Source organism: Paraburkholderia sp. GAS32 (assembly GCF_050434225.1).
Taxonomy (GTDB): domain Bacteria; phylum Pseudomonadota; class Gammaproteobacteria; order Burkholderiales; family Burkholderiaceae; genus Paraburkholderia; species Paraburkholderia madseniana.
Window position 1 is genome coordinate 104,911 of record NZ_JBNPVS010000015.1, and the last position, 18,466, is coordinate 123,376.

The window sequence follows — 18,466 nt, forward strand, 5'->3', positions numbered from 1 at the left end:
AGCGTAGTTTTTGGCTTCGGTACAATCACGCGCAATATTGCATATCAAGGGCGATAGACTAATGGCAAATGCGGCGAACCATCCAGATAAAGGACTGACCACCCAACGCGTGATATTGCGAGCCGTCAGCGAGAACGACGCAAGCGCGCTGCAGGCGTACTACGCAGCCAATCGAATGCATCTTCAGCCTTGGGAGCCTGCGCGACAGGAAAGTTTTTTTAATGTGGATGCGATCGCCGACAGGCTACGCACAACGACTCATCAAACCGCAACAGGAAACGCTCTTCATCTCGTGCTGTTTGAACGTGAAGGCGGTCAGTTGATCGGTGAATGCAACTTTACCAATATCGTTAGGGGACCGTTCCAAGCGTGTCATCTTGGATTCTCTCTTGCGAAAGCGGTCGAAGGGAAAGGCCTAATGCGAGAGAGTCTAACGGTGGCCATCCAGCACGTGTTCAGAGATATCGGCTTGCATCGCATCATGGCCAACTATCGACCGGAGAACACCCGCAGCGAGCACCTACTGGCTAGTCTTGGTTTCGAGAAGGAAGGCCTGGCTCGGTCGTACTTGAAGATCAATGGTTCCTGGGCCGATCACGTACTTACATCGTTGGTCAATCCAGACGATCTTGCCGATCCCCCATCCAACTCACGTATGCTGTGAATGGAACAACAACGCGGTCTTCATTCAGAATGCGCGATCAGAAATCAGCACGAGCAAGGCCCATCGCCTGCTTCGCCAACAGGCTTTGGAAATCGTTGCTTAAATTCGCGGTCCCGGTCTGCGCGTTCGCCTGCACCGTCCTAACCGCAATGCCCGCGTATTCAGGTGAACTGCTGCAAGTCCCGGTACGGGGGTCGCAAACCCAGGCCGTCTTCATCGAACAGCCCGCCAGCGCGCCGCCATGGGTCATCGTATTGTTTGCCGGAGATGAAGGCGTTATCGCCCTCGACGAGACCGGCCCGACGACAATGACGGCAAATTTCCTCCTCCGGACCGCCGGATACTGGACTTCTTCGGGCGATGCGATCGCTATCGTCGATGCGCCATCCGATCAATCATCCGGCATGAATGACGCGTTCCGTCTGAGCGAAGCTCACGCTCAGGACTTGCACGTCATTGTCTCGGCGCTCAGGCAACGCTTTCCGGCTGCAAAAATCGCCCTCGTGGGTACCAGCCGGGGCACGATTTCGGTTGGCAATGTGCTCCAACGCGAACCACGGCTGGTCGACGCGTATGTACTGACGTCGCCCGTCACGATCGGCATGCGTGGCGAGACCGGGCTTTCGGGCATGCAATGGGACGTCGGCGCTACGCCGGTTCTGGTTGTGTCGAACGAAAATGACGGATGTCGGGTTTCACCGTTTAGCGCGGCCCGCACGCTCGCCAAGGACAACCGGTTGCAGTTCCTGGCAGTATCAAGCAGCGAGCGCGGCAGAATGGGCGCCAGTGAATGCGGGGCGAAGTCGCCACATGGTTTTCTTGGCATCGAGACGCAGGTACTGTCGGCGGTCTCGCGATGGCTGGAAGACCCGGGAACCGTGCCCAAATAGCGGGTCGTCTCGATGCGGCCGTACGCGACGGGCAGAACCCAGCGCGTTTGAGCCACACGGGAAACAGCATATCTCTCGTCCAGAATCCAAATTCAGATTCGGCGGGATCCTGCCTCTATGGACCCGCCTGGAAGATTGTCGAAACGGCAATCACCAGGCGCGGGTCCTGCGTTCTATCGGAACTGGAGCGGTATAAACAAGCTTATGCCCGGTGCCGACTGCGGGGCATAGACCACGGGTGGCGGCGCATACACATAGTCCTGGTTGCCGTAATAGTTGTCGGAATAGTCGCCGCGACGGTGGTCATTGTTGGGATGCTGATAGGCCTGCCGATTGCCGTGATCCGACTGATGCCCCTGGTTATGGTGATAGTTGTTATTCGCTCCATGCTGCTCCTGGCCCTCGTGATTGCCGTTTCCGTTTCCGTTTCCGTTTCCGTTACCGTTGCCTTCGCCGAAGGCGGGCGCCATGGACATGCCGCCAAGAGCCAGTGCCAGGCCAACTGCAGTCGTGATTCCGGTCTTCATCGAGCCCATGCACGCGGCTCTCACTCTTTGAATTTTCATGATGTACTCCTGTCTGCGATCCGGGACCTTACTGAGGTGCCAGTCCGCTTCCCGTTGCGAGTGTCTTGAGATCACCCCTTCTTCGCGGCGTGGTGATGGTCAGTCTGGAAGATCAGATCGGCGTTCTTCTTCTGAACGTCGGACATGCTGTCGTAGAGTGCCTGAAACGCCGGGGTGAGCTTTCTGATGCCGTCCGCATGGGCATCGGCGATCTGGCCATAGGACTTGAGATCGTCGACAGCGCTCATGCTGTTGGCTTGACTGGTTCGTGCCTGTCTGAGCGAGTCCATCGTTCCCGCGTTGTCACGCATGACCTGAGCGACCTTTTGCCAAAGTTCTTCCTGCGCCGCGGTGATCTGAAGCCTCGTGTGAAGTCCACTGATACGCGTATCGATCTGGCTATGGGCCGCAACGTTCATCACGCTTGCACGTGGTTGAGTCTGGGTGGGGGAAGCAGCGCTCGCAGGATTGGCGAATGCCGTTATCGCGAGAAAAACCGCTATCGCGAATGCGGGCGCGGGTCGCGGTTGGAATGGGGTGCCAACGAGTCTCATGATCGGTCTCCAAAGGAGTTCGATGGACTCGCAAAGGGACCACCGTCAGTGCGGCGAATTCAATCGAACAAATCATTTGTGCGCCGACTCCCGACCGGCGTCTGTCCGGTGCCGTACCGACTGCTTCGTCCATCGAGGTCATGCTGTGGCGATGGAAGCAGCGCTCAAGGAGCGAGGTGATGAACAAAGACCAGATGCAGGGATGGATAAGAGAGATCACGGGCAAGCTGCGTACCGGCCTCGGCAAGACCATGGGAAACCGGACGGTCGCGTGGAGGGGGCGCGTCGAGCAGGTCATCGGCAAGACGCAGGCATCGTATGGCGATGCCAAGGCGCGCTTCAAGAAACGCTAATAATCGACCGATGCGCCGCATGGTGCAGTACGTTAGCGCGCCAGGACCCCGCTCCTCCACTCCGCTTAAAGCCGGGCGACGTCGCCGATGGCATCGGCAAATGCCTTCGGCGCTTCCTGCGGCAAGTTATGTCCGATACCGCCGTCGATGTTCCGGTGCTGATACTTGCCGGTGAATTTCTTCGCGTAGGCTGCCGGCTCGGGATGCGGTGCGCCATTGGCGTCGCCCTCCATCGTGATGGTCGGAACCGAAATGGTCGGCCCCTTCGCGAGCCGCGCTTCGAGTTCGTCGTATTGCGGCTCGCCCTTGACCAGACCCAGACGCCAGCGGTAATTGTGAATCACCACCGCGACGTGATCGGGATTTTTGAAGGACTCAGCCGAGCGGTCGTACGTCGCATCGTCGAAATTCCATTTCGGCGACGCGAGACGCCAGATCAGCTTGTTGAAGTCGTGGCGGTTCGCTTCGTAACCTGCATGGCCACGCTCCGTGGCGAAATAGAATTGATACCACCAGGCCAGTTCAGCCTTCGGCGGCAGCGGCGCCCGGTTGGCTTCCTGACTGCCGATCAGATAACCGCTGACCGACACCATCGCCTGGCATCGCTGCGGCCACAACGCGGCGATAATATTCGCCGTGCGCGCGCCCCAATCGAAGGCGCCAAAGATGGCTTTGTCGATCTTCAATGCATCCATCAACGCAATGATGTCGACGGCCACCACCGCCTGCTGACCGTTGCGCGGCGTATCCGCGGACAGGAACCGTGTCGAACCATAGCCCCGCAAATACGGCACGATGACCCGGTAGCCAGCGGCTGCCAGCAACGGCGTGACTTCAGCAAAGCTGTAGATATCGTAGGGCCAGCCGTGCAGCAGGATGACCACCGGTCCATTCTGCGGGCCCGCTTCCGCATAGCCCATGCTGAGCGTTCCGGCATTGACCTGGCGAATGTTGTCGAACGAAGCAACACGTATTGCAGTGTTCGCATTGGATGGCGTGCCGGTCGACTGCGCCTTGGCGAGCCCGCTCAAACCCAACTCCATCAAGCTGATACCAGCAACTGCCGTCCCAAGCAGACGACGACGTCGAGTATTGATCTGATCCGGCATCGCGGATTCTCCTCAAAGGTTAGCTAAACGGGCGCAAGACATGTCCGGCCTGCGAAGCCAGACGATCTGGCCTGGAATCATTAAAGCCCGTGGACGTATCTGGCGTGTGTCTGCGAAAAGCACCAGTGAAACGTTATGTATTTACCGGCGGTGCAGATACATTGGGATACAAGACGGGGGTAGTTGACGTTCATCGACGAAGAAGTACGGCATACAACGCGATCGGCGAGCGATCGGAATCTAGCCGGCGCCTTTCAACACAAGTGTGGCTTCAAGGCCGCCATCGGGCCGGTTCTGCAACGACAACGTCGCGTCCATCGCCAGCGCGAGCTGCCGCGCAATCGCGAGGCCCAACCCGGTACCGCCGGTTCCGCGATTGCGCGATCCTTCCAGCCGATAGAACGGTTCGAATACCGCTTCCAGCGACTCGGCCGGAATACCCGGCCCGCGATCGAGCACGGAGACCCTCACGTGCCCGTCCTGCGAGGCAACCCTGATCTCGGCCGACCCACCGAACTTCAGCGCGTTATCGACGAGATTGCCCACGATCCGGCGCAACGCCTGAGGACGCGTCACCAGTGCAGCGTCGATTCGACCGTGCAGCGAAACGTCCTTGCCGGCGTCGACATAGTCGAACACCAGACTGTCGAACAGCGCGTCCGGATCGATACGCAGGGGTGCCTCGCTGGCGCCGTGCATGGTGCGCGCGTACGTGACGCCTTCCTTGACCATGGTTTCCATTTCCTGCAGGTCCTGCTGCAGCTTGGCGCCCTGTGGGCTCTCGTCCATCACGTCGACGCGCAAACGCATGCGGGTAATCGGCGTTTGCAGGTCGTGCGAAATCGCCGCGAGGATCTGCAAGCGCTCGGTCATGTACAGCCTGATGCGATCCTGCATGGCGTTGAACGCCCTCGCCGCGCGCGCCACTTCGTCCGGGCCGTCTTCGGGCAAGCGCTCCACCTTAAGGTCCGGGCCCAGGGTATCCGCCGCTCGCGCCAAGTGGCTCAACGGGCGTGTTGCCAACCGTACCGCCAGCCAGCAGCACGCGGCCAGCACCACCAGTTGCAGCACCAGCAACCATGACAACCACGGCGACAGCGGCGCGCCCGGCATAGGGCGATAGTCGATCGTCAGCGGCGTGCCGTCGCTCAACAGCAGATGGACCTGCAGGCGGTCCGGATCGCCGGGGACGGCGTTGGCCGTGAGCGGATAGCGCTTGCCGATGCCGTCGGCGATAGATTGAGCCACTCTCGCTGAGAGCTTCGCATCCGGAGGCGCGCCGGCGACCCCGGGCCCGAGATTGAAGGTATAGGTGCGCCGCGCCAACCTTGGCAACCATTCGGCGCGTTCGTTAGCGGGCAAATGATCGAGCAGCGCGACGGAGCTGGTGACCTCGCGTTCGATGTAACCCATCATCACGTTCGTCATGGTCTGGTCCCGTTCCGTCATGGTGAGCCAGACCGACAGCGTTTGCACCAGCGCAAGGCTGACAAAGAGAATCAGGGCAAGCCGCGCGAACAGCGTGCGCGGCCAACGCAGCAATGCATTCAGCTTCATGGCGTACCTTCGATCATGGTCACCGCCGCCGAAAATACATAACCCTCACTGCGCAGCGTCTTGATGTACCGAGGCTCGCGCGCGGTGTCCTGCAAGCGCTGCCGCAAACGGCTGACCAGAAGATCGATCGAGCGGTCGAATGCATCGGCCTGGCGGCCTTGAGTCAGATTGAGCAACTGATCCCGCGTGAGCACGCGCTGGGGATGATCAAGGAACACGCGCAGCAAGCGGTACTCCGCACCGCTTAAGGCCACCATGGTGCCCTCGGCGTCGAGCAGATGACGCGCCGTGGTGTCGAGACGCCAGTCACCGAAAGCGATCATCGGCGCGGATTCCGTCACCTGCATGCCGGGTGGCAGCATCCGCGCGCGGCGCAGCACGGAGCGGATGCGCGCCAGCAGTTCACGCACCGCAAACGGTTTGGACAGGTAATCGTCCGCGCCCATTTCCAGCCCGACGATGCGATCCGTCTCCTCGCTGCGGGCGGTCAGCATCAAGACCGGTACCGCACGAAACTTGCCGGCACGCAATTCCCGGCACAGCACGAGACCGTCTTCGCCAGGCATCATCAGATCGAGCACGATCAGATCAGGCGCGCCCTGTTCGAGGACCGTGCGCATCTGCCGGCCGTTGGCGGCCAGCGAAACGCGCATGCCGTTCTTCTCGAGATAGGTGGCAAGCAATTCGCGGATGCCGCGATCGTCGTCGACGATCAGGACGTGGTCGGTGGTTTCCATCAACGGATCAATCCTTTCGACGATTGACGCGCACCCGGTTCACGTTGATCAGCGAACAGTGCACGGGGTGCGCCAGTTCCGCCGCCAATCCGCCCGCGAGGAAGGCGAGAATTGTCATGAGTTTTCTCATGCATCCTCCACGACGGACAGGCTGGCGCCATTGGCTACGCTCGCCTCCAGCGTATACGGATCGACACCCTCCAGGCAACCGATGTTGACCCGCCACAGCTGCGGATCTCTACGCGTCTGATGGAATGGATAAATACCGCAGTGCTTGCAGAAATAGTGCTTCGCCGTGCGCGTATTGAACTGATAAAGCGTCAGCGCTTCCTCACCCTTCAGGATTTTCAGTTCACCCGCGGCAAACGGCGGCGTCATCAGCGCGCCCTTGCGCCGGCACAGGCTGCAATTGCAACGCCCAGCGGGCAGGACATCGGTACGGACTTCAAATTTCACGGTCCCGCAATGACAGGATCCTTGCAGCAGTTCGGTACTCATGTGGCTTCTCCACGGTAGGAATGGCTGCTTTATAGCCTGGTACGCGCGACGCTTTGTATCCCAATGTATCTGGGCGTTCCCCTGACACAAAACATTGCACCCGCGCCGCCTCGGCGACACAAGCCAGATACGAACGGGCGTTCAAATGCACCCATGCCAACCACTGGAATGCCTGAGGCGGCGTACGGGCCCATGCCCGGATCGCCGCTCTGCTCTCCTCTCTGAAAGGACGCTGACATGCTCTCCCGACTCAAAACCACCGCTACCGTCGCCCTGTTCGCCGCCACCGTGACAGCCGGCGCCGCCGCAATCGCGACGCTCGTTGCAAGTCCCGCGGCCAGCGCTGCCGCCGGTCCCGTTGCAAACCAGCTCGACAACAACGCCACCGCGCCGGAATTCACTGGCATCGATAAATGGCTCAATAGCGATCCCCTGACCTTGCAACAGTTGCGGGGCAAGGTTGTGCTGGTCGACTTCTGGACCTACACCTGCATCAACTGCATCCACGTGCTGCCCTACGTCAAGACCTGGAACCAGAAATACAAGGACCAGGGCCTGGCGGTGGTCGGCGTCCACACACCCGAGTATCCGTTCGAGCGCAACACGGACAACGTCAAATCGGCGATCAAGCGCTTCGGCATTACGTTCCCAGTCGCGCAGGACAACAACTACGCAACATGGCGCGCCTACGACAACCAGTATTGGCCCGCGTTTTATCTGGTCGACAAGAAAGGGCACGTGGCCTACACGCACTTCGGCGAAGGCGACTACGAACAGACCGAAGCGAAGATCAAGGCGTTGCTGGCGGAAAACCCGTGATTCGCATCGCAATGTACTTGGGCTGATCAATCAGTCATGCCCGCCCGGCACGATCTCGCGGCTGAACGCATCCATCTCGCGAATCAGGCTCTGGGCGGCCAGCTTCACCAGCGCGCCGCCCTTCTCCTGAGATGCCTGGGCCGGATCCGAGCCCATCCGTCCATCGGGATAGCGCGCGCGGAACTCGAGCGCCTCGCGAATCGGCCCGGACGGCGCGATCTGCGGGGCGTAGCGGGCTTTCTTGATCGTCTCGGGAAGCGCCCACTGAGTGATGGCAATTTCGGAGGGCGTCGCATGCACGCCATGTCCTTCGGGAAACTGTTCGCGCGCCAACTCGCCCACGCCTTCGAGATCCCACCAGTTGCATAGCTTCAGTGCGAACCCCAAGCGGCGCCGCGCAAAACTGGCCTCGGCATAAATCTCGGAGAACGCAGCTTCGATCGACGCGATGTTGCCGCCATGGCCGTTCAGAAACAGGATTTTCTCGAAGCCATGAACTGCAAGCGAGCGCGTCCAGTCGCCAATGGCCGCAATGAAGGTTGATGGCCGCAAGGAGATGGTTCCCGGGAAGCCCAGGTGATGCTGGGCCATGCCGATATTGAAGGTCGGCGCAATCAGGATGTCCGCACTCTTCTCGGCTTCGTGCGCGATGATTTCCGGGCACAGCCAGTCGGTGCCCAAAAGACCGGTGGGGCCGTGCTGCTCGTTCGAACCGATAGGAACGACGATCGAACGGCTTCGCTCCAGGTATTGCCCCACTTCGGCCCATGTCGACAGGTGTAAAAGCATTTGAAGTCCTCTGCTTCGCCGTGTCCCGCAGGAACGCGGCGCATTGGGTTGACTGCTGCTCCTCGACGACGCCTGCGGGTGTCGATGGAAGAGCGTCCTTATCCGGATCCGGGCGTGCCCAGATCGCTATTCTGACGGCAACCTGTTCGCGACGAGCAGCGCAGAGCCGCATAACGCCAGGCCGGCAATTATCAGGAGTCCAAGATGCAAGTTGCCGGTTGCCGTCTTCGCCCAGCCGATGATGGCGGGTCCCCAGAATCCACCAGACAAGCCAATCGTATTGATCAAGGCAATACCGCCCGCTGCCGCATCGCCCTTGATGTATTCAGAGGGGATGGCCCAAAACACCGTATACGCCATCCACAACATCGTCGTGGTGAGCGTCAACAGGACGAGCGTGGCGACGAGGTTGCCGTCCATCAAAACCGACAGGGAAAGCAATACCGCGGCGAGCAGCGCCGGCACCGAACTGTGATAGCGCCGTTCGCCACGTGTGTCCGATCTGCGGCCGATGAAATACATGCCGAAGGCGGCCCCAACGTACGGAATCGCCGAGTACCAGCCAAGCCGGATCGTATCGTTGACGCCTTGCGACTTCACGATGGTAGGCAGCCAAAAGCTCATGGCATAGATCGACGCGATGATGCAGAAGTACGCGCACGCCAGCAGATAGATCTTGGGGTTGCGCAACACAGCCTTGAACGAGTGATCTCCAGCCGGGATCGCCACGAGTTCGGCCTCGAGCAGGCGCTTCTCGTCATCGCTCAGCCAGCGGGCCTGCGCGGGCCGATCCGACAGGACAAACAGCGTCAGCACACCCAGCACAATGCATGGCAAGCCTTCGGCGAGAAACATCCACTGCCAGCCGGCGAGACCCGCTGTGCCGGCGAAGGTGGTCATCAGCCAGGCCGAGACGGGGCCACCGACAATGCCGCCAATCGGGCCGGCGAGAAAAACGATCGCGATGGCCCGGGCCATACGCGAGGGACCGTACCAGCGCGACAGGTAAAAAATCATGCCCGGCGCGAAACCCGCTTCGAAGATGCCAAGCAGAAAGCGCATTCCGTAGAACATGTGAACGTTGCGCACAAACAGCATGCAAGCCGATGTGATGCCCCATAACACCAGGATTCGACAGAAGGTTTTCCGTGCGCCGACTCTCGGCAGCATGAGGTTGCTCGGCAGCTCGAACAGCACGTAGCCCAGAAAGAAGATACCGGCGCCCACACCGTAAGCGGCATCGGAAAACCCGAGGTCGCTTTGCATCTGCAACTTGGCAAAGCCGACGTTGACGCGATCCAGATAAGCGAACAGATAACACATCAGAAGAAACGGGAGTAGCCGCCAGTTAAGCCTGTCGTAGAGCGCGGAAACATCGTCCTCGTCGATTGTGGTTTGAATTGCTGCCATGCCTGTCTCCCTGTTCACCGTTTCGTCCGGCTCGTCTTCCGGATGAATAGTGGCAACGCCCAGCCGAACTAGCAACAGCAACTAAGTTCATGTATCGTTGCTCACAGGGCAACGGCAGCAATGAAAGGACAGCCGACATGCGAGAAATCAACCAGCAACGCCTCCGGTATTTCCATGAAGTACTGACTCACGGAACGATTCGCGGCGCCGCGGATAGCCTCAACACGTCCCCTTCCGTGATTACGCGGCAGATCAAGCTACTGGAAGACGAACTCGGCGTGATGCTGTTCGAGCGCCAGGCCCGCGGCGTCAAGCCCACTGAGTCGGCGGCGCATCTGCTCGAATTCTGGCGAGGGTATCGGTCACAGCAGGAGAAACTGGAAGACCAGCTTCATGCCTTGCAGGGCCTCCAGCAAGGCCATGTTCAACTGGCCATCAGCGAAGGCTATGTCGATGCGCTGGTCGATGAAGTGCTCACCCCGTTCTGTGCGCGGTATCCCAAGCTGGACATCGGCGTGGAGATCCTTGCTGTCGACGACGTGCTGAACGAAGTGGCCGAAAGCCGCGCGCATATCGGTCTTGCCTACAATCCGCCGCCGCATTCGCGCATCGAATATCGCGCGAGTTCAGCGCAACCCGTCGTTCTGCTGGTCCGCCCGGAGCATCCGCTGGCGGTGAGAGGCGGGCCAGCAAGCATCGAAGACGTGCTCGCCTATCCGCTGGCATTGATGCCGGCCACCTTCGGAATCGGTCACGCGGCAAAGATGTTGGCGTTCGCCGAGAACATCGAGATCCGTCCGACGCTCACCACGAATTCGCTGAGCGCGCTCAAGCGCTTCGTCGCGTCGGAAAACTTCGTGACGCTCGTTGGCGAATTTGCCGCGTATCGGGAGATCGCGGCGGGCGAATTAACCGTCGTGCCAATCGACCATCCCCTGTTCCGCGGTATCAAGGCGCGGCTGCTCGTCAAATCCGGCCGGCCGCTCGCGGCCGCCCCGCAGGAGATGCTCGAATGGATCCTGCGCCATATGACCATGTTCGCGGAGCCGGATAACGCCTAGTGCGTCGACGCATTCGCATCTGTCCCTGCTAGCGGAAAACCCGCGCTTCGTATCGCAATGTATCTGGGCCTCCAGGTGATACAGAACATTGCAATTGACCCGGTTTCTCGACACAAGTCAGATACGTCGGCACGTTTTAATGCATCAACGCCGGATGCAAGACACAAGCAAATCGCAGATGACGGACCGAATTGCTGCCCTTGCTCCTGACATCGCGGCGCCTTCCTTTTAATTTATTGGTTCACGGAGAACGACATGAAAACCTCAATGATCGCTTTGGCATTCGCTGCATTCGCTACCGCCGGCTTCGCTCACGCCTCTGAAGCTCCCGCAACAACCGCTGCTCAATCGGCCGCCACGCAAGTGCAGCAATGGAACCCGAGCCAAACCGGCGCGACGCAAAAGACGCGCGCAGAGGTCCGCCACGAACTGGTGCAAGCCCAGCGGGATGGTCAGCTCGCCCAGCTCAGCAGCTTGTATCGCGGTAGCTGATAATCTGAGCGCCGCAAGATTGAACTATGCTTCCAATACGGTAAGCAATCCTCTTGGTTCAAGATGCTTCACACGTTCCACTACGCCCATACCGAGCACGCTCGGCGTGGGCGTATCGCGTTCAATGACTCGTGAGATCACGCTGCTATTGATCAGGAACCTCGCTTTATCGCCCATCGGAAATGCCATGTCAGACACCATCCTTCCCCAATCGCCGTCTCGCCGTCGTTTTGTTAGCGTGGCAGCGGCAGCCGTTGCCGCGGGCTCGCTGAGTCAGCTCGCTTTTGCAGAAACGAATCATGCGATTACTGAGGTTGCCCAGCCGGCCGGCGGCGACAAGACCGCTATTCGTCCATTTCGCGTGCATGTGCCGGAATCGCAACTGATCGACCTGCGCAGGCGCATCAAAGCCACGAGATGGCCTGACCGCGAAACTGTTACGGATGACTCGCAAGGCGTGCCGCTCGCGATGATTCAGGAATTCGCGCGCCATTGGGCGACCGATTACGATTGGCGCAAGTGCGAGGCGAAGCTGAATTCGCTGCCGAATTTCGTGACCGAGATCGACGGGCTGGACATTCATTTCATCCACGTTCGCTCGAAACATGAAAATGCGATGCCGCTCATTGTCACGCACGGGTGGCCCGGTTCGGTCATCGAGATGTTGAAGATTGTCGATCCGCTGACCAATCCCACGGCATACGGCGCAAGCGCATCGGATGCTTTTCATCTGGTCATTCCGTCTTTGCCGGGCTACGGATTTTCAGGCAAACCTACCACGACCGGCTGGGGTCCTGAGCGTACCGCCCGTGCGTGGGTCGTACTCATGAAGCGCCTTGGATACGAGAAATTCGCGGCGCAAGGCGGCGATCTGGGTGGCGTCGTCGCGAATGTGATGGGTAAGCAGGCGCCGCCGGAATTGCTGGGCATCCACGTCAACTTCCCTGCGACTGTTCCGCCCGAGATTGCAAAGGCGCTCGCAGCCGGCGATCCGCCGCCATCCGGTCTATCGGACGATGAAAAGCACGCTTACGAGCAGCTAAGCAGCGCGGCCAAGAAACGGCGTGCCTATGCATTGGAGATGGGAACACGCCCGCAAACGCTCTACGGACTGGCGGACTCACCCGTTGGACTGGCAAGCTGGCTGCTCGATCACGGCGACGGGTATGTTCAGCCGGCGGCGGCGCTGACTTCGGCCGTGTTCGGGCGACCCGTCAACGGAGAATCCGCAGGCGATCTGACACGGGACGATCTCCTCGACGACATCACGCTCTACTGGCTGACGAACACGGGAATTTCCGCGGCGCGCTTCTATTGGGAGTCCCACTTCAACTTCCTGGCCGCCGCCGATGTATCCGTGCCGGCTGCCGTAAGCGTCTTTCCTCGCGAGAACTATCAGGCCCCGCGAAGCTGGACGGAGCGCGCGTATCACAACCTCATCTATTACAACAGGCTCGATAAAGGCGGACACTTTGCGGCATGGGAACAGCCGCAATTATTTGCCGAAGAGGTTCGCGCCGGTTTGAGGCCGCTGCGCAAATAGCGGATCATTGCCAGCTTTGGACCGACCTGGATGGCCGCACTGAGCGCCGCTGCTGCGCACCATTTGCATCGCCCCACCGCGACGGCTTCAAGTAACCTTCACTTTTTGGCCGGTTAACTGGAAAAAATGAATCTAAACGGCAAAAATTTGCCTGTTAGCAGGCAAGGTTCCCGGTGAATTGCTGGCGGAAAAACCCTGATTCGCATCGCAATGTATTGCAGAGGAGGCTAAGCGAGTGTCGAGCCCGCGTAGAATCACCCACTCGTTTCCAGCCACGCACACTCTCCGCACACATCGGACCCGACATGGAAATCAAGTGGATCGAGGACTTCATTGCGCTCTCCCAGTATCAGAGCTTCTCGCGGGCGGCGGAATTTCGGAATGTCACCCAGTCGGGGTTCAGCAGGCGCATTCAGTCGCTTGAGCAGTGGGTGGGCGCGGACCTCATCGACAGAAGCAGCTTCCCCCCAACACTGACGCCTGCCGGACAACTGTTTCGGGAAGCAGCGGTAGATATTCTTGGGAAGCTGTTCGATACGCGAGCCATCATTCGCATCGACCAACGCATGGCGGGCAAAGGCTTGCAAATTGCAGCGGGCCATACGATCGCGCTAAGTTTTCTGCCGGCCTGGTTGAAGGCACTCACTGCCCGTTTCGGCGAGGTACGTGCCCGGGTGATACCCACCAATGTCCACGACTCCATCCTGATGCTCGTGAACGGCAACTGCGAATTGATGTTTGCCTATCATCACCCGGAGCTGCCTCTCCATCTCGACCCAATCAGGTACGAGCATCTCACCGTAGGCGTCGATGTACTGATGCCTGTCTGCCGGCCAAACCCTCGTGGCGCTCCCATCTTCCGGTTGCCGGGAACGGCGGCGCGTCCATTGCCGTTGATTACGTACACGGAAACCAGCTATTTCGGCCGCTGCCTCGCACTCCTCCTGAGCCGGGTCGATGCCACCCCGGCTTTGCGGCCTCACTACGAGTCCGACATGGCCGAGGTCCTCAAGAAACTGGTCCTGGAAGGCGAAGGCGTTGCCTGGCTGCCAAAAAGCTCGATCGTCGCCGAGCTCGAAGCGGGCGAACTCGTCCCGGCCGGCCGGGATGCGTGGCATCTCGAAGTTGAACTTCGCGTCTACCGGGATGCATCCAATCGCAGCGAGTTTCTGGACACGCTCTGGCGCCACCTTCGCGCCGAATCGCAGGCTGTCGATTAAGGGTAATCCCGCGTTATGCGAGTCTCGCATATCCCCATGCAGGACCCGCATTGAGTCTTTTTTGATCATCTCTATCATCCGTCCATACACAGAAACGTCGCTCCTCTAGCGGCGTTTTTGCCCCCCTGCCAGCGTACGGTGGTCACGTCAGACCTTTGTGCGCCTTCCTCGGACTGATGGAAATGAAAAACCGCCTAACGTTCTATATTGTGGTCGGCATGGTGCTCGGCGTGATTGTCGGTTACGTGTGCCATCGGACCGTAGCCGATGCTGCGGAAGCCAAGACAATCGCCGGTTACTTCTCGATCATTACCGACATCTTCTTGCGTCTCGTGAAGATGATTATCGCGCCGCTCGTCTTCGCCACGCTCGTGTCCGGGCTCGCCGGAATGGAAGGGACGAGCGACGTACGCAGAATCGGGTTCAGGTCGGTGGGTTGGTTCGTGTGCGCCTCGCTTTTCTCGCTCGCGCTTGGCCTCGTCCTGGCGAATGCGCTGCAACCCGGCGCCGGCTTGCATATGACGCAGACCAGTTCCGATGTTGCCACCGGTCTCAACACCGCGGGTCTGAACTTCAAGGACTTCGTCACGCATGCGTTCCCTTCCAGCATCATCGATGCGATGGCTCGGAATGACATTCTGCAAATCCTCGTCTTTTCCGTGCTGTTTGGCGTGGTCCTAAGTGCCATCAAGACGGACCCGCGCGTCACACCGTTGATCGCAGGCATCGATGCGCTCGTCCCCGCGATGCTGAAACTGACCGACTATGTGATGCGGCTCGCTCCGATTGGTGTCTTCGGCGCTCTCGCCTCCGCGATTACGGTGCACGGCCTGGACGTGTTGACTACCTACGGCAAGCTCGTTGGAAGCTTCTACCTCGGTCTCGTCCTGCTGTGGGCTGTGCTTATCCTCGTTGGCCACGTCTTTCTGGGCAAATCGATCTGGAAGTTGCTAAAAGCGGTCCGTGAGCCCGCGATGCTCGCCTTCTCTACCGCGAGCAGTGAAGCCGCTTATCCGCGCCTGACCGAAAAGCTTGAACAGTTCGGCATCGACAAGAAGGTCGTCGGCTTCACGTTGCCGCTCGGCTACGCGTTCAACCTCGACGGATCGATGATGTACCAGGCGTTTGCTGCGATCTTTATCGCGCAAGCTTTCGGCATCGACATGCCGCTCAGCGCTCAAATCATGATGTTGCTGGTGCTTATGTTGAGCAGCAAGGGGATGGCCGGCGTCGCAAGAGGCTCCGTGGTGGTGGTGGCGGCCGTTGCCCCGATGTTTCATTTGCCCCCGTCCGGCGTGGTTTTGATCCTCGCCATCGATCAGATTCTCGATATGGGGCGAACCGCTACGAACGTGATCGGTAACAGCATCGCGACGGCCGTTATCGCGAAGTGGGAGGCCAAGCGGGTTGCCAGGCAGAACGACGCAGAGAACAGCGTTGTCCTGGGCCAACTGCAAGGCGAAGCAAAATGATCAGCGCCAACGTGCTGAGCGGGAAGAGGTTCGGTGTGGTGGGCGGCCTGGGTCCACTGGCGAGCGCGGATGTCTTTTTCAAGCTCGTCAAATCGACGCCCGCCTCGAGCGATGCCGAACACGTCGATGTCATTTTCGAGCAGCATCCCTTCCGAAGCGCGGCCATAGGGAGTGAGGCGACGACTCAACGGAAACTCTACATTTTCGACATGATTAGCGGTTTCGAGAAGAGGGGTGTGACGACCGTCGTACTCCCCTGCTTTCTCAGCCACACGTTTATCGACGAGCTAAAGGCTAACTCGCCCTTGCAGATCGTCGATATGGTGGAAGCCGTCCGCAGTCATGTTCGAAGAAAATTTCCGGCTGCACGGCGAATCGGTGTGCTGACCTCGGACTACACCCGTCGAAAGGGGTTATTCGAAAAGTATTTCGCGGAGCCGGAATTTGAAGTCATTCATCCCCGGCCGCGCGACAGTGTCGATCTCATCACCGAAGCCGTCTACGGCGCGAACGGCATCAAGAGCGGAAATCTGTCTGGCCGGCCCGTCGCGCTTCTGCGCGAGGCGTGCGAGGACCTCATCGCGCAAGGTGCACAAATCATCGTGCCGGGTCTGACGGAGATTGCGCTCGTGGCGGAGGAAATGGGCTCGTTTCGAGTGCCACTGATCGATTCGAATCTTGCGTATGCGCAGTACGTGATTGCAGGCGAATACGGTTTGCCCGAATCCATTTTCAAAGTGGGTGTGGTCGGTGGAGTTGGACCTGCAGCGACGGTGGACTTCATGCAGAAGATCGTGCGCAATACGCCGGCGAATCGGGATCAGGACCATATCAGGCTTCTGATCGAACAGAATCCGCAGATCCCCGACCGCACCGAAAACCTGATCGGTGACGGACCCGACCCGACGATTTCGCTTTACGCGACCTGCAAGAAGCTCGAGTCGGGCGACGCGGACCTCATCGCTATTCCGTGCAACACCGCTCACGCATTTGTTGAACGGATTCAGCCGTATCTCGGCATACCGATCGTCAACATGTTGACGGTTACGGTCCGCCACCTGCGCGAAACGTTTCCGCTGCTGCGCTCCGTTGGCGTGCTGGCCACCTCCGGCACGATCGCAAGCGGCGTCTACGAGAAAGCCCTCGAATCGCAGGGTCTGCGGCAAATCGTTCCAACCGCGGAATTGCAGGCCCGCGTGATGGATGCGATCTACGGCAAGGAAGGGGTAAAAGCGGGATTCACTACCGGGCAATGCCTCGATGACATCGCCGCTGCCATTGACGGACTCATAGCGGAGGGCGTCGAAGTCATCGTCCTCGGATGTACCGAGTTGCCGCTTTTATTGCCACAGACGAGTTTCGTGGGGACGACCGGCGCACGCGTCAGTCTCGTCGATCCAACCGATGTCCTTGCACAGCAATGCGTGGCCCTCGCGACGGCGGCCACGGAACGCCCCGTTTCTTTGCGCTGTTAAATCCTTTTAGGAGACTGGATATGAACATCAACACCACCCTTCAACGGGTCGCCTGTCTGCGCAGTTCGAGCACAACGCTCACCGCTGCGCTTCTCGTATGCGCCAGCTGCTTGTGCGGCACGAGCGTGTGGGCTGCGGACACCACTTCCGATAGTGCGGCAGCTACCGAGGCGACGAGTCCGGCAGCCGGATCTCCCCGGATTCTTGTTCTCGCAACCGGCGGCACGATCGCCGGCACAACTGACCCGCGTTCAGCCATTGGCTACAACTCGGGAAACGTCAAAGGCCAGGAACTGGTTCGGGCGGTTCCGGGCATTGAAAAACTCGCGAGCATCAGCTCCGAGCAGATTTCCAATGTCGGGTCGCAGGATATGAACGACGAGATCTGGTTCCGGCTTGCGCGCCGTATCCAGGAGGCCTTCGATCGAAACGAGGCAGATGGGATCGTGATCACCCACGGCACGGATACGATGGAAGAAACGGCGTTCTTCCTGCAAAACGTGGTGCGCTCGGACAAACCGGTGGTCCTCGTTGGGTCAATGCGGCCGGGCGGGTCGACGAGCGCGGACGGACCCGGCAATCTCTACGAAGCGGTGGAAGTCGCGGCGAGTCCGAAATCCCGAGGCAGAGGTGTGATGGTGGTCATGAATGACCAGATTCACGCGCCACGCTGGATCACCAAGACCAATACGACTGCCGTGCAGACTTTTGCGTCGCCGAACGCGGGTGTGATCGGCTATGTCGATCCGGCGAGCATTCGTTTCGTCGCGCCTGCTCCTGCGTCTGCGCTTGCGTCCACACGCGATGTGCTTAGCTTGCCGGCGAACGGCCGCCTGCCGCGTGTAGAAATCGTTTATGCCCACAGCAATATGGACGGCACCCAGATTGATCACGCGATTGCCGATGGAGCAAAGGGGATCGTATTGGCAGGCGAAGGCGATGGCGATGCGTCCAAGGAAGCACTGGCTGCCCTCGACCGCGCGGCGAAGAAGGGTATTGTCGTCGTCCGCTCGACGCGTGTGATGTCTGGATTCGTCAACAGAAATGTGGAGGTCGAAGACGACAAACGCGGCTTCGTCGTCTCGTTCGATCTGAATCCGCAAAAGGCCCGCTTGCTCACGCAGTTACTTGTCGCAAACGGCATCACTAACCCCGGCAAGGTTCAGCAGGCCTTTTCGGCTACCTTTTGACCGTGGTCCGGCAAGCTCTGATTAGCGGCGTGCGCCGCTAATCAGGCAGCGCACGTCGATGCCGCTC

20 protein-coding genes are annotated in these 18,466 nt (G+C 59.6%); 11 read left to right on the plus strand and 9 right to left on the minus strand.

Annotated features, from left to right (window positions below):
- The first annotated feature begins 61 nt into the window (after positions 1–61).
- Together rimJ and P3T25_RS19710 are read left to right on the plus strand one after the other, a co-directional pair.
- A complete protein-coding gene (gene rimJ / locus P3T25_RS19705; protein ID WP_429358738.1) occupies positions 62–664 on the plus strand; it encodes a ribosomal protein S5-alanine N-acetyltransferase in 603 nt (200 codons plus the stop codon).
- A 29-nt stretch (positions 665–693) separates the two neighbouring features.
- The gene (locus P3T25_RS19710; protein ID WP_154559377.1) at positions 694–1,554 is read left to right on the plus strand and encodes an alpha/beta hydrolase; all 861 of its coding nucleotides are present in this window, start codon (positions 694–696) and stop codon (positions 1,552–1,554) included.
- 173 nt (positions 1,555–1,727) lie between these two features.
- On the opposite strand, the gene P3T25_RS19715 is transcribed toward P3T25_RS19710, so the two are convergent.
- Both P3T25_RS19715 and P3T25_RS19720 read right to left on the minus strand, forming a co-directional pair.
- Positions 1,728–2,120 (minus strand): hypothetical protein, encoded by a 393-nt coding sequence (locus P3T25_RS19715; protein ID WP_429358739.1) that lies wholly within the window; start codon positions 2,118–2,120, stop codon positions 1,728–1,730.
- A 71-nt stretch (positions 2,121–2,191) separates the two neighbouring features.
- Positions 2,192–2,674 (minus strand): Spy/CpxP family protein refolding chaperone, encoded by a 483-nt coding sequence (locus P3T25_RS19720; protein ID WP_233469097.1) that lies wholly within the window; start codon positions 2,672–2,674, stop codon positions 2,192–2,194.
- 179 nt (positions 2,675–2,853) lie between these two features.
- Here P3T25_RS19720 and P3T25_RS19725 point away from each other — a divergent pair, with 179 nt between their 5' ends.
- Positions 2,854–3,027 (plus strand): CsbD family protein, encoded by a 174-nt coding sequence (locus tag P3T25_RS19725; RefSeq protein WP_154559379.1) that lies wholly within the window; start codon positions 2,854–2,856, stop codon positions 3,025–3,027.
- Positions 3,028–3,092: 65 nt separating this feature from the next.
- On the opposite strand, the gene P3T25_RS19730 is transcribed toward P3T25_RS19725, so the two are convergent.
- The 4 genes from P3T25_RS19730 to P3T25_RS19745 all read right to left on the minus strand — a co-directional run bounded on the left by P3T25_RS19730 (position 3,093) and on the right by P3T25_RS19745 (position 6,928).
- Positions 3,093–4,136 carry an alpha/beta fold hydrolase gene (locus tag P3T25_RS19730; RefSeq protein ID WP_429358740.1) on the minus strand — a complete coding sequence of 348 codons (1,044 nt, stop codon included), beginning with the start codon at positions 4,134–4,136 and terminating at the stop codon, positions 3,093–3,095.
- A 240-nt stretch (positions 4,137–4,376) separates the two neighbouring features.
- Entirely contained in the window at positions 4,377–5,693 is a 1,317-nt protein-coding gene (locus tag P3T25_RS19735) for a sensor histidine kinase (RefSeq protein ID WP_171929135.1), read from the minus strand.
- Positions 5,690–6,430 (minus strand): response regulator, encoded by a 741-nt coding sequence (locus P3T25_RS19740; protein ID WP_154559382.1) that lies wholly within the window; start codon positions 6,428–6,430, stop codon positions 5,690–5,692. Before P3T25_RS19740 ends, P3T25_RS19735 begins: the two co-directional genes overlap by 4 nt.
- A 126-nt stretch (positions 6,431–6,556) precedes the next feature.
- Positions 6,557–6,928 carry a GFA family protein gene (locus tag P3T25_RS19745; protein WP_154559383.1) on the minus strand — a complete coding sequence of 124 codons (372 nt, stop codon included), beginning with the start codon at positions 6,926–6,928 and terminating at the stop codon, positions 6,557–6,559.
- Between the two features lie 237 nt (positions 6,929–7,165).
- Here P3T25_RS19745 and P3T25_RS19750 point away from each other — a divergent pair, with 237 nt between their 5' ends.
- On the plus strand, positions 7,166–7,747 hold the full coding sequence (locus P3T25_RS19750; RefSeq protein ID WP_154559384.1) for a thioredoxin family protein: 582 nt from the start codon (positions 7,166–7,168) through the stop codon (positions 7,745–7,747).
- A gap of 30 nt (positions 7,748–7,777) precedes the next feature.
- Here the strand turns inward: P3T25_RS19750 and P3T25_RS19755 are convergent, their stop codons facing one another.
- Together P3T25_RS19755 and P3T25_RS19760 are read right to left on the minus strand one after the other, a co-directional pair.
- On the minus strand, positions 7,778–8,536 hold the full coding sequence (locus P3T25_RS19755) for a creatininase family protein (RefSeq protein WP_171929134.1): 759 nt from the start codon (positions 8,534–8,536) through the stop codon (positions 7,778–7,780).
- Positions 8,537–8,662: 126 nt separating this feature from the next.
- Positions 8,663–9,946: an MFS transporter gene (locus tag P3T25_RS19760; protein WP_154559386.1), complete on the minus strand. Its 1,284-nt coding sequence runs from the start codon at positions 9,944–9,946 to the stop codon at positions 8,663–8,665.
- Between the two features lie 137 nt (positions 9,947–10,083).
- Here P3T25_RS19760 and P3T25_RS19765 point away from each other — a divergent pair, with 137 nt between their 5' ends.
- Positions 10,084–11,007: a LysR family transcriptional regulator gene (locus P3T25_RS19765; RefSeq protein WP_154559387.1), complete on the plus strand. Its 924-nt coding sequence runs from the start codon at positions 10,084–10,086 to the stop codon at positions 11,005–11,007.
- Between the two features lie 255 nt (positions 11,008–11,262).
- The gene (locus P3T25_RS19770; RefSeq protein ID WP_429358741.1) at positions 11,263–11,499 is read left to right on the plus strand and encodes a DUF4148 domain-containing protein; all 237 of its coding nucleotides are present in this window, start codon (positions 11,263–11,265) and stop codon (positions 11,497–11,499) included.
- A gap of 24 nt (positions 11,500–11,523) precedes the next feature.
- On the opposite strand, the gene P3T25_RS19775 is transcribed toward P3T25_RS19770, so the two are convergent.
- On the minus strand, positions 11,524–11,688 hold the full coding sequence (locus P3T25_RS19775; protein ID WP_154559388.1) for a hypothetical protein: 165 nt from the start codon (positions 11,686–11,688) through the stop codon (positions 11,524–11,526).
- Between P3T25_RS19775 and P3T25_RS19780 the strand changes: the two genes are divergently transcribed.
- From P3T25_RS19780 to P3T25_RS19800, 5 genes are all read left to right on the plus strand, one after another.
- Positions 11,687–13,042 (plus strand): epoxide hydrolase family protein, encoded by a 1,356-nt coding sequence (locus P3T25_RS19780; protein WP_429358742.1) that lies wholly within the window; start codon positions 11,687–11,689, stop codon positions 13,040–13,042. The two genes, P3T25_RS19775 and P3T25_RS19780, sit on opposite strands and share 2 nt — an antisense overlap.
- Positions 13,043–13,347: 305 nt before the next feature.
- Positions 13,348–14,262 carry a LysR substrate-binding domain-containing protein gene (locus tag P3T25_RS19785; RefSeq protein WP_266242093.1) on the plus strand — a complete coding sequence of 305 codons (915 nt, stop codon included), beginning with the start codon at positions 13,348–13,350 and terminating at the stop codon, positions 14,260–14,262.
- 182 nt (positions 14,263–14,444) lie between these two features.
- On the plus strand, positions 14,445–15,734 hold the full coding sequence (locus tag P3T25_RS19790) for a dicarboxylate/amino acid:cation symporter (RefSeq protein WP_429358743.1): 1,290 nt from the start codon (positions 14,445–14,447) through the stop codon (positions 15,732–15,734).
- Complete coding sequence (locus tag P3T25_RS19795) at positions 15,731–17,209, plus strand: aspartate/glutamate racemase family protein (protein WP_429358744.1); 1,479 nt, start codon at positions 15,731–15,733, stop codon at positions 17,207–17,209. The genes P3T25_RS19790 and P3T25_RS19795 overlap by 4 nt, the downstream gene beginning before the upstream one ends.
- A gap of 20 nt (positions 17,210–17,229) precedes the next feature.
- Positions 17,230–18,399 carry an asparaginase gene (locus P3T25_RS19800; RefSeq protein WP_429358745.1) on the plus strand — a complete coding sequence of 390 codons (1,170 nt, stop codon included), beginning with the start codon at positions 17,230–17,232 and terminating at the stop codon, positions 18,397–18,399.
- Positions 18,400–18,466 lie beyond the last annotated feature (67 nt).

Excerpts from the sequence above, each read along its gene's own strand:
- rimJ (WP_429358738.1), top strand. The coding sequence starts at position 62 with ATGGCAAATGCGGCGAACCATCCAGATAAAGGACTGACCACCCAACGC.
- P3T25_RS19760 (WP_154559386.1), bottom strand. The coding sequence starts at position 9,946 with ATGGCAGCAATTCAAACCACAATCGACGAGGACGATGTTTCCGCGCTC.
- P3T25_RS19795 (WP_429358744.1), top strand. The coding sequence starts at position 15,731 with ATGATCAGCGCCAACGTGCTGAGCGGGAAGAGGTTCGGTGTGGTGGGC.
- P3T25_RS19800 (WP_429358745.1), top strand. The coding sequence starts at position 17,230 with ATGAACATCAACACCACCCTTCAACGGGTCGCCTGTCTGCGCAGTTCG.
- P3T25_RS19725 (WP_154559379.1), top strand. The coding sequence starts at position 2,854 with ATGAACAAAGACCAGATGCAGGGATGGATAAGAGAGATCACGGGCAAG.
- P3T25_RS19770 (WP_429358741.1), top strand. The coding sequence starts at position 11,263 with ATGAAAACCTCAATGATCGCTTTGGCATTCGCTGCATTCGCTACCGCC.
- P3T25_RS19755 (WP_171929134.1), bottom strand. The coding sequence starts at position 8,536 with ATGCTTTTACACCTGTCGACATGGGCCGAAGTGGGGCAATACCTGGAG.
- P3T25_RS19740 (WP_154559382.1), bottom strand. The coding sequence starts at position 6,430 with ATGGAAACCACCGACCACGTCCTGATCGTCGACGACGATCGCGGCATC.
- P3T25_RS19735 (WP_171929135.1), bottom strand. The coding sequence starts at position 5,693 with ATGAAGCTGAATGCATTGCTGCGTTGGCCGCGCACGCTGTTCGCGCGG.
- P3T25_RS19790 (WP_429358743.1), top strand. The coding sequence starts at position 14,445 with ATGAAAAACCGCCTAACGTTCTATATTGTGGTCGGCATGGTGCTCGGC.
- P3T25_RS19785 (WP_266242093.1), top strand. The coding sequence starts at position 13,348 with ATGGAAATCAAGTGGATCGAGGACTTCATTGCGCTCTCCCAGTATCAG.
- P3T25_RS19765 (WP_154559387.1), top strand. The coding sequence starts at position 10,084 with ATGCGAGAAATCAACCAGCAACGCCTCCGGTATTTCCATGAAGTACTG.
- P3T25_RS19715 (WP_429358739.1), bottom strand. The coding sequence starts at position 2,120 with ATGAAAATTCAAAGAGTGAGAGCCGCGTGCATGGGCTCGATGAAGACC.
- P3T25_RS19730 (WP_429358740.1), bottom strand. The coding sequence starts at position 4,136 with ATGCCGGATCAGATCAATACTCGACGTCGTCGTCTGCTTGGGACGGCA.
- P3T25_RS19720 (WP_233469097.1), bottom strand. The coding sequence starts at position 2,674 with ATGAGACTCGTTGGCACCCCATTCCAACCGCGACCCGCGCCCGCATTC.
- P3T25_RS19775 (WP_154559388.1), bottom strand. The coding sequence starts at position 11,688 with ATGGCATTTCCGATGGGCGATAAAGCGAGGTTCCTGATCAATAGCAGC.
- P3T25_RS19780 (WP_429358742.1), top strand. The coding sequence starts at position 11,687 with ATGTCAGACACCATCCTTCCCCAATCGCCGTCTCGCCGTCGTTTTGTT.
- P3T25_RS19710 (WP_154559377.1), top strand. The coding sequence starts at position 694 with ATGCGCGATCAGAAATCAGCACGAGCAAGGCCCATCGCCTGCTTCGCC.
- P3T25_RS19745 (WP_154559383.1), bottom strand. The coding sequence starts at position 6,928 with ATGAGTACCGAACTGCTGCAAGGATCCTGTCATTGCGGGACCGTGAAA.
- P3T25_RS19750 (WP_154559384.1), top strand. The coding sequence starts at position 7,166 with ATGCTCTCCCGACTCAAAACCACCGCTACCGTCGCCCTGTTCGCCGCC.